10 protein-coding genes and 2 pseudogenes are annotated in these 12,888 nt (G+C 53.7%); 5 read left to right on the top strand and 7 right to left on the bottom strand.

Features of this window, described 5'->3' with window-relative positions; genetic code table 11:
- Positions 1–27 precede the first annotated feature (27 nt).
- Positions 28–669: a TetR/AcrR family transcriptional regulator gene (locus AB9F26_RS03695; protein WP_335583556.1), complete on the bottom strand. Its 642-nt coding sequence runs from the start codon at positions 667–669 to the stop codon at positions 28–30.
- A 138-nt stretch (positions 670–807) separates the two neighbouring features.
- Between AB9F26_RS03695 and AB9F26_RS03690 the strand changes: the two genes are divergently transcribed.
- Both AB9F26_RS03690 and AB9F26_RS03685 read left to right on the top strand, forming a co-directional pair.
- Entirely contained in the window at positions 808–1,965 is a 1,158-nt protein-coding gene (locus AB9F26_RS03690) for an HlyD family secretion protein (RefSeq protein ID WP_369767301.1), read from the top strand.
- Between the two features lie 5 nt (positions 1,966–1,970).
- Positions 1,971–3,530, top strand: a complete 1,560-nt coding sequence (locus AB9F26_RS03685) for a DHA2 family efflux MFS transporter permease subunit (RefSeq protein ID WP_335583558.1) — start codon at positions 1,971–1,973, stop codon at positions 3,528–3,530.
- 3 nt (positions 3,531–3,533) lie between these two features.
- Here the strand turns inward: AB9F26_RS03685 and AB9F26_RS03680 are convergent, their stop codons facing one another.
- Positions 3,534–4,979, bottom strand: coding sequence for a mechanosensitive ion channel domain-containing protein (locus tag AB9F26_RS03680; RefSeq protein ID WP_335583559.1), 1,446 nt, complete (start codon positions 4,977–4,979; stop codon positions 3,534–3,536).
- 158 nt (positions 4,980–5,137) lie between these two features.
- A complete protein-coding gene (locus tag AB9F26_RS03675; protein WP_369767300.1) occupies positions 5,138–6,133 on the bottom strand; it encodes an NAD(P)-dependent alcohol dehydrogenase in 996 nt (331 codons plus the stop codon).
- Between the two features lie 98 nt (positions 6,134–6,231).
- Here AB9F26_RS03675 and AB9F26_RS03670 point away from each other — a divergent pair, with 98 nt between their 5' ends.
- On the top strand, positions 6,232–7,134 hold the full coding sequence (locus AB9F26_RS03670) for a LysR family transcriptional regulator (protein WP_369767299.1): 903 nt from the start codon (positions 6,232–6,234) through the stop codon (positions 7,132–7,134).
- Here AB9F26_RS03670 and AB9F26_RS03665 read toward each other — a convergent pair.
- The 4 genes and pseudogenes from AB9F26_RS03665 to AB9F26_RS03650 all read right to left on the bottom strand — a co-directional run bounded on the left by AB9F26_RS03665 (position 7,131) and on the right by AB9F26_RS03650 (position 9,700).
- Positions 7,131–7,325: a universal stress protein gene (locus tag AB9F26_RS03665; protein WP_369767298.1), complete on the bottom strand. Its 195-nt coding sequence runs from the start codon at positions 7,323–7,325 to the stop codon at positions 7,131–7,133. The two genes, AB9F26_RS03670 and AB9F26_RS03665, sit on opposite strands and share 4 nt — an antisense overlap.
- A 7-nt stretch (positions 7,326–7,332) precedes the next feature.
- Positions 7,333–7,967 (bottom strand): annotated as a pseudogene (locus tag AB9F26_RS03660) (TRAP transporter large permease subunit); the annotation flags it as partial.
- A gap of 64 nt (positions 7,968–8,031) precedes the next feature.
- A pseudogene (locus AB9F26_RS03655) lies at positions 8,032–8,752 on the bottom strand (TAXI family TRAP transporter solute-binding subunit); the annotation flags it as partial.
- An 84-nt stretch (positions 8,753–8,836) separates the two neighbouring features.
- Entirely contained in the window at positions 8,837–9,700 is an 864-nt protein-coding gene (locus tag AB9F26_RS03650) for a MurR/RpiR family transcriptional regulator (RefSeq protein ID WP_335583563.1), read from the bottom strand.
- 120 nt (positions 9,701–9,820) lie between these two features.
- Here AB9F26_RS03650 and AB9F26_RS03645 point away from each other — a divergent pair, with 120 nt between their 5' ends.
- Both AB9F26_RS03645 and AB9F26_RS03640 read left to right on the top strand, forming a co-directional pair.
- Positions 9,821–11,140: an aspartate aminotransferase family protein gene (locus AB9F26_RS03645; protein WP_369767297.1), complete on the top strand. Its 1,320-nt coding sequence runs from the start codon at positions 9,821–9,823 to the stop codon at positions 11,138–11,140.
- Entirely contained in the window at positions 11,137–11,934 is a 798-nt protein-coding gene (locus AB9F26_RS03640) for a 3-keto-5-aminohexanoate cleavage protein (protein WP_369767296.1), read from the top strand. The genes AB9F26_RS03645 and AB9F26_RS03640 overlap by 4 nt, the downstream gene beginning before the upstream one ends.
- Positions 11,935–12,888 lie beyond the last annotated feature (954 nt).

Here is a 12,888-nt window from a genome sequence, read left to right as displayed (position 1 = left end):
CACTTTTTGGCACAGGCCCAACAGTGACTAGCGTTTTGTGTAACCCGCGAGGAAAAGGTCAACAGCACTGCTTGAGGACTTACGAAGGATTTCAGCGGGCGGTGGGTATTTCACCTTGCTGAAAAGGCATTGACGCCACACACCCCCCGTCGATAACTCGATCAACTGATAGGCTGCAAGCGTTGTATCCTCGATTTCAAGCGTGCCATTTGCGACTTCTGAGTCCAGAAATTGCGAAATAAGGAGGCGCATGCGCATCGCACCGCCGTCATAATATCGGATGCCAAGTTCGGGCATCCGTTCGACCATGCCAATTATGGCGCGCTGTGAGCGGATCACCTCGTCGGAACAAAGGATTTTTGCTAGAATAAACACGAAGTCCTTCAGTTTATCGCGCAGGGGGCGCTCCTCCTTCAAACACTCGCTTAAACCAGCAAAAACACGGTCCCGTTCGTGCTCGATCAGGGATTCAAACAAGTCATCCTTGCTGTCAAAATAGACATATAGCGTGCTCTTTGAAACATCGGCCGCGCGGCAAATGTCGTTGACACTGGCGGCATCAAATCCGCGGTCCAGGAAAACCTGCGCCGCCCCTATGAGAATGGCTTCGCGTTTGGCGGGATCCCGTCCGGCGGCATGGCGGCGTGGCTTTATGGTTTTGTTTTCCATGACTCAACATAATCGAACCGAACGGTTTGATAAAGCCTTGTAATTGAGCGCGCAGAGGGTTAGGCGCTAAATCGAACCGAACGGTGCGATTTAGCTGTCTGCTCGGCATCTGCACCATCGGCAACAAGGATAAACCCTATGTCACGTCACGAACGAGACCTTGCACAGACTGACAAAATCGACGTCACACCCGATTTTGAAACTCAGAAAACCACGAAAACAAAGCCGCCTAAACGCCTTGTAAAGAGGGTGGTTCTGGCCTTGGTTGCCGTGGGAGCGCTTGCTGGGATGGTAGATTTTGGCCACACCTACTGGACGTCGGGCCGATTTATGATCGAAACCGATGATGCCTATGTCACAGCGGATACAACGTTGATTAGCAGTCGTGTGCAGGGCTATGTTTCTGAAGTTTCCGTAAAGCAAAATGACATTGTGAAAGCTGGCGATGTTCTGGTGCGCCTTGATGATGGAGATTACCTCCTTGCCTTGGAACTCGCCAAAGAACGCGTCTTGACGGCGGACCAAACCATTGGCCGTTTTGGCGCGCAAATCACCGCCGCTGAAGCAGGCGTTGCCCAAGCGGAGGCGATGAAATCCGTCGCGGAGGCGCAAGTGCGTGCAGCAAAATCCAAGTGGGATCGCTCCCAACAATTGGCCACGCGAAAAGTAGCATCCCAAGCCCAGCTAGATTCCTCAACCGAAGCCCTTGAAACAACCACCGCCTCGCTCGCCAATGCAAACGCTGCCATTCTAAATGCCAAAGCCCAAATCGGGGTGCTCCATGCCCAACAGGCCGAAGCCAACGGCGCGAAACATGAGCTTGAGTTGGCCGTAAAGCAAGCGCAACGAAATCTGGACTTAACAGTATTGCGCTCCCCCGCTGATGGGACACTGGCAAACCTCACATTGGAAGTTGGCGATCTGGTAAACCCCGGAGCGCTTTTGGCGGCCCTCGTACCGATGAACGATTTATATGTTGAGGCGAATTTCAAAGAAACACAGATTTACGAAATTGCTTTGGGCGCGACGGTTCACATCAGTTTTGATGCCATCCCTGACCAAGTGTTTGAAGGCCATGTTTCTTCGGTCTCTCCTGCGACGGGATCTGTTTTCTCCCTGCTGCCCGCAGACAACGCGACTGGTAACTTCACCAAAATCGTGCAACGCGTTCCGGTGCGGATTGATATCCCCGATGCCGTCATGCAGACGGGCCATTTGCGGGCTGGATTGTCGGCGATTGTCGAAGTGGATAATCGCACTGGCACGCATGCTTCTGCGATAGCACAAGCCGAGTAACTTGGATGTCTACAGATCTTCCCGAAGCACCGATTGAACTCACTCCTCGGCGCATTATCGCCTTTTTCATAATGGTTTTCGGGATGTTCATGGCCATTCTGGACATTCAAATTGTGTCGGCCTCCCTACCCGATATCCAAGCGGGTTTGGGCGCAAGTGCCGATGAAATCAGCTGGGTTCAGACCTCCTACCTGATTGCTGAAGTGATCATGATCCCGCTGTCGGGATTTTTGGCGCGGATGATGTCGACACGGGTCCTGTTTACCATCGCCGCCGCGGGCTTTACCGCCGCAAGTTTCATGTGCGCGACATCAACCACGATCACGGAAATGATCATCTGGCGCGCGCTGCAAGGCTTCTTGGGCGGGGGGATGATCCCGTCTGTTTTTGCGGCTGCCTTTACCATTTTCCCGCCCTCCAAGCGCAACATCGTATCGCCCATCATTGGCTTGATTGCGACGCTTGCGCCGACTGTGGGACCAACAATTGGTGGATATCTGAGCCATACAATGTCGTGGCACTGGCTGTTTTTGGTCAACGTTATTCCAGGCATTGCTGTCGCCATTGGGGCCTGGACGCTGATTGATTTTGACCGCCCGAATTGGAAGCTTTTTAGCAAGTTCGACTGGTGGGGGCTTGCGGCATTGGCTGCGTTTTTAGGGGCGATGGAATTCGTCCTCGAAGAAGGCGCGGCCAATGACTGGTTTGACGACCATTTAGTGGTGATTATGACCGTGGTGATGGTTGTTGGCGGTATCGTGACCTTCTGGCGCGCCTTTACCCGCGAGGAACCGCTCATCGACTTCTCGGCCTTCCGAGACCCGAATTTCGCAGTGGGTTCGATCTTTAGCTTCACCATGGGGATTGGCCTTTATGGGCTGACATATCTTTACCCGCTCTATCTGGCCTCAATCCGCGGCTACGACAGTTTGATGATCGGCCAAACCGTGTTTGTCTCCGGCCTTGCGATGTTTATCAGCGCCCCAATTGTGGGCATGCTTTCCTCGAAAATTGACCTGCGTTTCCTCCTTCTGGTGGGGTTCATGGGCTTTGCTGGCTCAACTTGGATGCTTACAGGCATGACCGCCGAATGGGATTTCCAAGAACTAATGTGGCCTCAAGTCCTACGCGGCGCGTCATTGATGCTGTGTATGGTGCCGATCAACAACCTCGCGCTTGGCACATTGCCCGCCAGTAAAATGAAAGGTGCTTCAGGCCTGTATAACCTCATGCGCAATCTTGGCGGCGCGGTTGGCCTTGCCGTGATCAACACCATCCTTTCGGAACGCAGCAGCTTGCATTATGCGCGCCTGTCTGAGGGGCTCAATTGGGCCAACAACGAGGTTTTGCGCCAACTCGATCTCATGGCCGCGAACTTAACGTCGCGGGGGCTTGATGGCGCGACAGGAGCTTTGGTTCAAATGGCCGGGCGTATTCAGGCACAAGCGACGGTGTTGTCCTTTATCGACGTCTTTTTCCTGCTCACCGGATTGTTCGCCAGCCTCGCCTTCGGCGCATTGCTGATGAAACCACCCGCAAAAGGCACATCAGTTGAAGCCCATTGAGCTTCACTTTTCGCTTTCGTGCGATGTATGGCTCTCTCCATTGCGATCTTGGGTTGTAAAATTAATTGGCAAACTACCCGAGCGAATGTGCAAATCTCTTTGAGGGAATGGCATTTCGATTCCATATTTTCGAAGCGCCGATTCAATTTCCCAATTGAAAGCAGCCACCACTGTACTAGGGCGTTTGACCGCCTGTGGCGTGAGCCAGACCACCAATTCGAAATCCAAACTACTTTCTCCGAATTTCATCAGCCAAACTTCCGGTGGTTTAACCCCCTTCCCTGACAGCAAATGAGGGGTCGCATTAGCGGCTTCTAGGGCGGCCTTTTTCACAAGGTCCTTGTCACTTCCATAGGCGACACCAAATGGAACGCGTATGCGCCGGATACTATCGCGCAAAGTCCAATTCACCACGGGGTTGTTGATGAATTGCGAGTTTGGCACCAAAATGTCGATGTTGTCATTGGTTGTGATAAGGGTCGCTCGGGTGTTGATTTCACGCACTTCGCCCCTCAACCCTGTCTCAAGCTCGACAAAATCGCCAACCTTGATGCTGCCTTCGACCAACATGATGATACCCGACACAAGGTTGCTAAAGATGGCCTGCAAGCCAAATCCGATGCCCACACCCAATGCCCCCGAGAACACCGCCAGCGCCGTCAAATCAATTCCAACAATGTTCATCGCAACCATCACCGCCGTAAAAAACAGGCCAATTTTGACGGTTTGGGCAATCAGTGCCTTGACTGAGGGCGTCAGATCCTTGGACATATTAAGGCGCGACTGAACGAACCTGCTGGAAACGGATGCAATCCAGACCAACAAAACAAGAATCGCCGCGCCCTTGATCACCGTGAAGATCGAAAGCCGCGCGTCGCCCATGTTAATGGCGAGGCTATCGAGGAAACCGATGAGGGGATTCAAGAGTTTCAAAACGTTGAGCGCAGCTATTACCCAAGCGGTCGTTGCAAAAGTGCGCGACCAAAATGGATCGCGGACCAAGGTTGAAAAAAGCCGGATCAAAATCCATGCCTGCAGGAGAGTCGCAGGAATACGAACGAGATCGCTGGGATGTCCGCTGGCCTGTAATGCGGCCTGCCCAATCAACAAAAGAATGGCCCAGACAATTGGAACGATAAGGCTTTTGATGACCAAAAAGACATGTTTCATGAATACTTTTTCGTCATCGGCCATCGGCCAAATTCGCGCTAACAGTTGTCTTGAAAAACGTGATGCTAGGAAAGCTGCGAGAAACGTGAAGCAAATGAGAGCGACCTGAAATATTCCTTCCAACGAGAATATCTGCGCGGCCACTCGCGTGGTTATATCTGTGAAATAGCTGATCACAGGGCCCATTTCCGAGGTGACATCGTTGATGATGCCTTCCACGGTTTCCGTTTTTGCCGTTGCTTCCGTTTGGGTTGCCGCTTCGGTTACGTGACTTGTCATGGCAAAATCCTCTTGATGAATGTAACCTTGGGGCGTGCCATCGGTCCTAGCCTGTACAGGCATTTAAAATGTATGATTTCAGAGTTCATAAGCACAAGGATCATTCCGCAAAATATCCCCACGCGGTTAAATTTTCGCCAAATCGTCTCCCTTTGGTTTCACCCCATGGCTGGCTCCTGCGTGACTAAAACAACGACCACGTTCCCCTTTTTACGGCCAGTATCCACATGTCGGTGCGCCTCGATCATTTGATCAAAGGAATAAGATCGATCAATCACGGGACGAAAGTGGCCAGCCACAACCAATGCGGTCAACGTCCGCAGCAACGACACATTTTCCGATGCCACCCCACCGACCAACCGCTTCCCATTAAGTCGTGCGCGTAGGGGGCCAAAGATCATGTCCGACAGGCTGCCGTTGACCACAACCAGCCGCCCGCCACGCTTGAGCGCGTGCCGCCCCCGCGACCATGGGGCAGTGCCTGCGGTATCGACGATCATGTCAAATTTACGCGCGGTGGTGGTAAAGTCGGTTTTGGTGTAATCAATCACATGATCCGCTCCAAGGCTTCGGACCAACTCCGCGTTTGCGCCGCTACAAACGGCGGTCACCTCCGCGCCTAAATGCTTGGCTAATTGCACAAAGGCTGTGCCCGTGGACCCAGAAGCGCCATTGATCAAGATGCTTTCGCCTGCCTTAAGCCGCGCCTTATTGACAAGGAAATCATAGGCCGTGGTGCCCCCAAAAAAGAGCGCGGCGGCTTCCTCAAAGTTCATACTTTCCGGTTTCAACACCACTTTCCCATCCTGTGGCATCACGCAATATTCGGCATGGGCACCAAAGGCCGCCCCCGGAAAAGCAATCACAGCATCCCCAATTTTGAATTCCGTCACCTTGACGCCAACTTCGGTGATCACACCTGACAATTCCGTGCCAAGGGTTGGCTGCCTTGGCCGAAAAACTCCGAACACCAAGCGGGCGATCAAGCCCATGCCTGCGGGTACGGTGAGCGTTCTTGCCCGCCAATCGCCGCTACTGACCGTCGTTGCATAGGTTCGGATCAAAACTTCGGTGTCTTTGGGTGTTGGCGTAGGCAAGTTGATGAGGTTGAGAACGTCCGGAGGGCCGTAACGGGTATAGCTATAGGCACGCATATTAGGTTCCTTTTTGAGTAAATTATTATAGAGCATCGATTGCCTTTAGATAACCCACTCCCAAACCAATGCGTATTGACCAATTATCTAATGCTGATATGCATATATGCATGGATTGGCGGGCGGTAAAATTTGACTGGAACAAGGCGCGGGCGTTTCTCGTTACCGCCGAAGAAGGCTCGCTTTCTGCCGCCGCCCGTGCGCTTGGCATGTCGCAACCGACGTTGGGGCGGCAGGTTGACGGCTTGGAACAGGAACTGGGAATTGTCCTGTTCCAACGGGTTGGGCGCGGCCTGACCCTGACGCCCAGCGGGCTTGATCTCCTCGAGCACGTCCGCGACATGGGCCAAGCGGCGGGGCGCGTGTCACTAGCAGCACTTGGACAATCACAAGCGATAGCAGGCACGATTTGCATTTCCGCCAGCGAGACCTACGCTACGGTTCTGCTGCCCCCGATCATCGCCAAACTGCGACTGTTGGAACCGGGCATTCGGGTTGAGATCGTCGTTTCCAATCAAGCCAGCGATTTGCGGCGGCGCGAAGCAGACATCGCAATCCGCTCGTTTCGCCCTACCGAGCCTGACCTGATCGCCAAAAAAATCGGTAACGCCGAAGCCCGTCTGTACGCGACCCCCGCCTATATCGCAAAGCTTGGCCATCCAACCAAACCCTATGACTTGCGCCATGCTGATTTTATCAATTTGGACCACTCTGGGATGATGATGAAAGGTCTGAATACATTGGGTCTGGGCCTGACCGAGGCTAATTTCCCGCTGATGACTGAAAGCTACTTGGTGATGTGGGAACTGGTGCGAGAAGGTGCAGCCATCGGTATTCTGGATGCGTTTATCGGCGATGCCGACCCCACAGTACGACGGGTTCTGGCGGATTTAGAACCCCTGACGTTCCCCATGTGGCTCGTTGCACATCGGGAACTTGCAACAAGCCGACGTATTCGAATGGTCTATGACTTCTTGGCCGAAGAGCTGAAACGCAATTAGCGAACGACGGAAACCCAGCAATTGGCATGGCGTACGATACTTGCTGCGTTGGGACCAAGCAGATTGTCCTTCAGATCGGCCTTATGGGCGCCCGCAACAATTAAACTGGCTTTGGTCTTGGCCGCGATACGCAAAATTTCGTCATAAACCCGTTCTGTCGCAATCAAGTTGAGCGCCGTCCAAGGCAACAATCTGAGATGCTCTCCTAATCACCTCTACATAGGAAATCTCCGCGTATTACCATCAAAAAGGCCGCAGCCCCCATGACCAGCATGATTTGTCCGTTGGCGGAACTGGCAACTTCAACCGCGCCCGCCTTCTCGGCTGAGAATCCGACCCGTTTCATCAAAGGAGTCATTTAGGTATCGGCTGTCAAAACATTGGCAATGCCAAAAATGCCCTCTGACGTGATCCACATATGGCTCATCGCCTATTGCAGGGATGCGCCTTTCCAACGGATGACATCGGGGAGGAAATGAGAGGACCCGAAAAACATATTGACCAGAAAGATCGTGGCAATAATCGCCATTGCAGGCCCAAGCGCGCGGCAGGCGCCCTCAAACAGGATCAAGAGTCCGACCAACCCAAGCCACTTGTCAACGTCGTCTGCCAAGCTGCCCGCATCGACGATCTTCTGACAGAAAATTAGGCCGTAAAGGACCGTGATTGCCCCAACAAGATCAAAGGCCTAGTCGACCAATGCAATATGAACGCGGGTGCGACGCCGGCAAGCAATATGCCGCCGGATTACGTGCGCCCGCATCAGACCAAGCAACATAGTTTTGAAGTTCCTCTTCCGTTAAGGCACGATTTTCCAATGTCTTTATGGCCATATCCGAGTCCCACTGAGGTCCTGCTATTGCTGATATTTTTATTACTGGCCGCATTCGGGTGGTCATGCAGGCGAGCAGACAGACCCACTGTCTCCATTTCCTTTGGGTCAAGGTTCGCAAAGGCTGAGTGCTGTTTTTTGACCTCTTCGATGTTGTCCATCACGGATTTCACAACTGTATGCACAGCTTCATCCGAAACGTCGGTCGACGTCACAAATGTTGCGCCAACACCAAATGTGGTTACGTCCGCGTCATTCCCGCTATACATGCCCCTAGAAATAACGGCCGTGTGACAGAACGAGTTTCGCTGATAAGCGCCTCAACAACAGGGCCATCAATCGTTACAAAGGCAAAGTCACGGGTTGTGGTTTTTTCTAGGATCGAACCCGACGGGTGACCAACCGTGTACGCCATCGCGTCGATTTTATTGTCACACAAAGCAGCCGATTGCTCTGCCGCCTTCAACTCGGCGGCCAAAGCAAAATCGTCTGTGGTCCAGCCCTTCGCATCCATCAGCACTTCCATCGTGCCGCGCTGACCGGAACCGGGGTTGCCGATATTAACGCGCTTGCCCTTTAGGTCGTCAAAAGGTCGCGGTGCCCGCATCGGCGCGTGCCACAACGGTGAGCGGAAAATACAGAGCGAATGGTGTTGATGTTGTAAACAAACCCGCCAGTGAATTCGACGGCGCATCGAAAACCGTGTTCTTTGCGGCCCTTATTGACCAAATGGCAAATCGCGTCGCCCGTTGGGTGATATACGCCCGTTACGCTACTGCTGCTAACAGGGCTTCCACCTCAAGCGCCGCAAATGACACTTTCAAAGCACTGGGCATCAGGCTTCTCCGTTTATTGATGTTTTCGTAGGTTTCATTCGCCCCAAACTTCATTGAGTCGACGAATTTTGTTTTCAACTTCGGTAATTCTCGCACGCACGGGCGCTCCGGCACGCCCCGCAAGAAGGCCGATCATAATCTCACACAGCACCAGTGTAGAGGCGTAGGATGAGAAGAAATTGCGGCTTTTTGTGGGGACAATAAAACTCGCTGAGGCAAACGCAAGAGCAGGACAAGTGTGCGTATCGGTGATCACAACCACAAAGGCACCATCCTCGCTTGCCACCCGCGCGGCCTTGATTGAATTGCTGGCAAAGGGCGGTTTTGTGATGATAATCAACACATCCTGCTCCGACAGGCCAACTAGCCCACTCCCCAGCGACGCCCCCATTCGGCTGGCCATCGACCAATTCTCAGCGATGAAACTGGCCATATACGTCAGGTATTCCGCAACCCCCGTCGACCCCAACGCTCCCAGCACCAAAACGCTGCGCGCATCATGCAACCGCTCAACACAGGCCTCCATCGTGGGCATGTCAATCGCCGCTTCTAGCTGCTGCAAATTACTGGTGCTGTCCATGATGTGCTGCGTCAAAAATCCCTGATCGCCCTCATCATGGCGTTGCTGCATAACTTCGACCCGTTGCGAAAACGAGTCCGCTTTCTGCTCAAACGACCGCCGCAAAACTTCGCGCAGGTCCTCATAACTGTCATATCCCAGCGCCGCCGACATACGCGAAAACGTTGCTGGCGATAGATCCGTTTCCTTGGAAATCGCCCGCAAACTTCGGGTGGCAACATCCACCGGATTCGTCACGACGTAATCCGCCGCCAGCTTCAACTTGGCACTCAGTGACGCATACTTCCCCGATAACTGCTGCTCAAACGACGACTGCAAAAATGAATCCCCCTCGAGACAGAATTATGATTTTCACGAACGTTTCATTTGTTTCATATCTAGTCAAGAGGGGAAACATATGTTTCAATACAGGCAAATGATTCAACAAAGGACCACAGCGTGTCACACGTATTTCCGCGGCATACAAAATCAAATCTTCCCACCGTTGCACGAGGCGAAGGCGTCTATCTCTACGACACCACGGGCAAGCAATATTTCGACGGGTCTGGTGGCGCAGCCGTTTCTTGCCTAGGGCATGGCGACCCGGATGTCACCAATGCGATCAAAAAACAGCTCGATGCCGTGGCCTTTGCCCACACCAGCTTTTTTACCTCAGATCCCGCCGAGCAATTGGCCGACAAACTCATTGAACACGCCCCCGACGGCATTGATCGTGTTTACCTCGTTTCTGGTGGCTCCGAAGCAATGGAAGCCGCGCTGAAACTGGCCCGCCAATATTTCGTGGAAATCGGCCAACCCCAACGCCGCCACATCATCGCACGACGCCAGAGCTACCACGGCAACACCCTTGGGGCGCTGGCCACAGGCGGCAACGAATGGCGGCGCGCGCCCTTCTCGCCCCTCTTGGTTGAGACCACCCATATTTCCCCCTGTTTTGAGTATCGCGGCAAACACGACGATGAAACGACGCTGGACTACGGCCTTCGTGTCGCCAACGAACTTGAAACCGAAATTCTCCGTCTGGGCGAAGATTCCGTGATCGCTTTCGTCGCCGAACCCGTCGTTGGCGCAACGGCTGGCGCGGTGCCCGCCGTCGAAGGGTATTTCAAACGCATCCGCGAAATCTGCGACCAATACGGCGTGCTTTTGATCTTGGACGAAGTCATGTGTGGCATGGGGCGCACGGGCAAGATATTCGCCAGTGAACACGAGGGCATTCACCCCGATATCGTCGCCGTCGCAAAGGGCCTTGGTGCGGGATACCAGCCCGTTGGCGCGATGCTCTGCTCCGCCAAAACCTATGCCGCAATTGAGGATGGCAGCGGATTTTTCCAACACGGCCACACCTATGTCGGCCACCCAACCGCCTGTGCCGCCGCCTTGGCCGTTCTCACGAAACTTACCGATGGCGGCTTGGTCGAACGTTGTGCCGTGAAGGGCGACCTCCTGCAAGCGGCCCTGCAAAATGCCTTCGCGCAACACCCAAACGTCGGCGACATCCGTGGCCGTGGCTTGTTTCGGGGCATTGAACTGGTCCAAGATCGCGAAACCAAAAGGCCGTTTTCCCCTGAGCGTCGCCTGCACGCCACGCTAAAGAAAGAAGCCTTCAATGCGGGTCTCATCTGTTACCCCATGGGCGGTACAATCGACGGAAAACAAGGCGATCATATTCTCCTCGCTCCGCCGTTTATCCTCGATGACAATCACATCGACGAGATCGTCACCAAGCTTCAAACCGCCCTCCTTAAATCCCTATGAGACCGCTCCCAACGCTGATGGTCGCCCCAAACGGCGCGCGCAAAACCAAGGCCGATCACCCTGCCCTCCCCATTACTTTGGAGGAAACCGTTGCCACAGCGGTTGCTTGCCATGCGGCCGGTGCGCAAGGAGCGCATTTGCACGTCCGAGACGCCCATGGGCATCACGTACTCGACGCGGGCCTCTACCGCGAACTCTTGTCGGAAATGCACAACGCCGTGCCAAATATGATGTGCCAGATCACCACCGAGGCGGTCGGCCGATATACCGCCGCGCAACAACGCCAACTCGTTGACGCGGTCCAACCGAAATGCGTATCCATCTCCTTGGCCGAAATGCTTTCCGATGGCGACACTCCCCAAGCAACCCGTTTCTACGCAAAATGCAAAGAGGCAGATATTTCGGTGCAACACATCCTTTATGACGCGCACGATTTGCGCGTTTTATCCGACCTTCTCGCGAACGAAGCATTGGCCACGGACGATCTGCAGGTGCTTTTCGTCTTGGGTCGATATTCCGAACATCAAGAAAGCACACCCCAAGACTTGGGTATTTTTACGCAGTGGCTCGGCGCATTCGAAACCGCGCCTGATTGGGCGGTCTGTGCGTTTGGCAAACAAGAAACCGCATGCCTTACTGAGGCACTGCGACTGGGTGGAAAAATCCGCGTTGGCTTTGAAAACTCGTTTTGGAATGCAAATGGAACGATTGCGAATTCAAACAGCGAACGGGTCGCGGAAGTGAATAGAATTGTCCAGAACTTGGGCCCGCATTCAAGTTCCTTCCTGTCTTGACTTGCGGCTTGCCCAAGAAAACGCCGCGCCGCCATCATATCGACTCCCTGGCTTGGATGCCGTTTCCCTTCGGGAGTGGACAGAAACGGTACGAAGTCTTTGCGCCCAGCGCGCTTGCGGCGTCATCAAGGGTTGTTTATTGAAAATTGATCATTGGCGACTTCAGAAACCCTGCAATGAATTTATTGGCGGGGGAGTTACAGAGGCGGCCGTTTTGCCACATTTTGATCCAGTTTTTTTTGATCTCACTAAGCTTTTCAACCCGCAGTTCTACTTCCAATTTAGACAGGGGATTGTCTAAAAGGAAGAGTTTGGGATGACGCTGGCCGCCAGAAGGATGGCTGGATTTACGCTCAAACGGCGGTTCGATCTACCACATAGCCGCGACAAGCGATTGTTGGGTGCTTGCTTGGCTTTGCAGATAAATCTGCGGCGCAGATTTCCCGTAGAAAATGGGGCGGACGCTTCATGGCATGTGGCCTTAACCATCAAGCCGTAAACGACAACGCCAAAGGAGGTGGTATCCGACCATTCAGCCGCACAGTGGGCAGTGCCGATTTTTCCCGCCCCAACGATTGTGTTGCACGCCGCGTTAAACGCCTTCCCCCTTTCAAATCCACCTCAGCGGGGGCTTTTCCACATCCGAACACACCTTCGTCAGCGTGTTTGTCCCGTTGTGGCCATGAAGCCGTGTGGACATCGACCTCGCCAGTCAGTTGCCACGGCTTCCCGAAACTTCGCGGGCATGGAGTCTCTGTTTTACCGCTGAGGACCCAGCACTGGCAACGGCTACGATGCGAGGGGGCAACGAATAAACCCAAGACCTCGATTCATAACTTATGACGGGTTCTCGGTCTCTCTTGGGCCATCCAAACCTAATCCCCAAAGCGCGCAAGGCTATTTTGACGCGTGCAAAAAGCTTTGTAATACGGAATACTCTGCGGCAGATACGAC

Origin of the sequence: Falsihalocynthiibacter sp. BN13B15 (assembly GCF_041205415.1) — a bacterium.
In the GTDB taxonomy this organism is placed as follows: domain Bacteria; phylum Pseudomonadota; class Alphaproteobacteria; order Rhodobacterales; family Rhodobacteraceae; genus Falsihalocynthiibacter; species Falsihalocynthiibacter arcticus.
The sequence above is the reverse complement of the archived record's forward strand: the minus strand, read 5'-3'. Positions and strand labels throughout refer to the sequence as shown.

Bases quoted from the DNA above. Each gene is read 5' to 3' on its own strand.
- AB9F26_RS03685 (WP_335583558.1), top strand. From the start codon at position 1,971: ATGTCTACAGATCTTCCCGAAGCACCGATTGAACTCACTCCTCGGCGC.
- AB9F26_RS03675 (WP_369767300.1), bottom strand. From the start codon at position 6,133: ATGCGTGCCTATAGCTATACCCGTTACGGCCCTCCGGACGTTCTCAAC.
- AB9F26_RS03695 (WP_335583556.1), bottom strand. From the start codon at position 669: ATGGAAAACAAAACCATAAAGCCACGCCGCCATGCCGCCGGACGGGAT.
- AB9F26_RS03640 (WP_369767296.1), top strand. From the start codon at position 11,137: ATGAGACCGCTCCCAACGCTGATGGTCGCCCCAAACGGCGCGCGCAAA.
- AB9F26_RS03690 (WP_369767301.1), top strand. From the start codon at position 808: ATGTCACGTCACGAACGAGACCTTGCACAGACTGACAAAATCGACGTC.
- AB9F26_RS03680 (WP_335583559.1), bottom strand. From the start codon at position 4,979: ATGACAAGTCACGTAACCGAAGCGGCAACCCAAACGGAAGCAACGGCA.
- AB9F26_RS03670 (WP_369767299.1), top strand. From the start codon at position 6,232: ATGCATATATGCATGGATTGGCGGGCGGTAAAATTTGACTGGAACAAG.